The following is a 1,129-nucleotide window of genomic DNA, read 5'->3' as shown; positions in this document are numbered from 1 at the left end:
TGTGATGACCAGGCACGTTGGTCGAGGACCTGTGATCACAGTGTCTGACTTGTAGATGGGCGAAGGCCTCCCGGTGTGGAGTGGAGCTGTCGAGGAACCGCTCCGCCACCAGAGGAGGCCTTCGTGGCCCACGCTACCCATGCCAACGCTGCTCTGACGCCCCGCGCACGCCTCCGTCTTGGTCGGCTGATCGTCGACCACGGCTGGTCCCCAGCCCGCGCAGCTGAGCGCTACGACGTCTCGTGGCGCACCGCGAAGAAGTGGGCCGACCGCTACCGCGACGAAGGCCCCGCCGGGATGGTCGACCGGTCCTCGGCGCCGCATCGTCAGCCGAACCGGACGCCGGCGCCGGTGGTCCGCAAGATCGTGCACCTGCGGTGGAAGCAGCGGCTGGGACCCGTAGAGATCGGCGACCGGCTCGGCATGGCCTCCTCGACCGTGCACGCGGTCCTGGTTCGCTGCCGGATCAACCGGCTCACCCACATCGACCGCGCCACCGGCGAGCCGATCAGACGCTACGAGCACGAGCACCCCGGCGACCTAATCCACGTCGACGTGAAGAAGCTCGGCAAGGTCCCCGACGGTGGCGGGTGGCGCTACACCGGCCGGCAACAGGGGTTAAGGAACCGCGCCAAGACCGCGGCCCGAACCGGTGCACCGAAGAGCAAGTACCACCAGCCGCTGATCGGAACCTGCTACCTGCACACCGTCATCGACGACCACTCCCGCGTCGCCTACGTCGAAGCGCGCGACGACGAGACCAAGGAGACCTCGGCCGCCGTGCTCCGCAACGCCGTCGCCTGGTTCCACGAGCGAGGCGTCACCGTGCACCGAGTACTCAGCGACAACGGCGGCGCCTACCGCTCCTTCCTGTGGCGCGACACCTGCGCCGAGCTGGGCATCACACCGAAGCGGACCCGGCCCTACCGCCCACAGACCAACGGCAAGATCGAGCGCTTCCACCGAACACTCGCCGAGGACTGGGCGTTCAAGAAGTTCTACAACTCCGAATCAGCTCGCCTCGCGGCTCTGCCAGCATGGGTCCACCAGTACAACCACCACCGGCCCCACTCAGCGGTCGGGAAGGCACCACCCATCACCAGGTTGGACAACCTGGCTGGGCATCACA

At 67.6% G+C, this 1,129-nt stretch carries 1 protein-coding gene; it reads left to right on the top strand.

What is annotated here, in order from left to right:
• Positions 1 to 123: 123 nt before the first annotated feature.
• Positions 124 to 1,129: IS481 family transposase (locus E4P43_RS19675; protein WP_135147194.1), on the top strand; the 1,006-nt coding region annotated here is incomplete at its 3' end.

The organism is Blastococcus sp. TF02A-35, from assembly GCF_004571075.1.
In the GTDB taxonomy this organism is placed as follows: domain Bacteria; phylum Actinomycetota; class Actinomycetes; order Mycobacteriales; family Geodermatophilaceae; genus Blastococcus.
The sequence above is the reverse complement of the archived record's forward strand: the minus strand, read 5'-3'. Positions and strand labels throughout refer to the sequence as shown.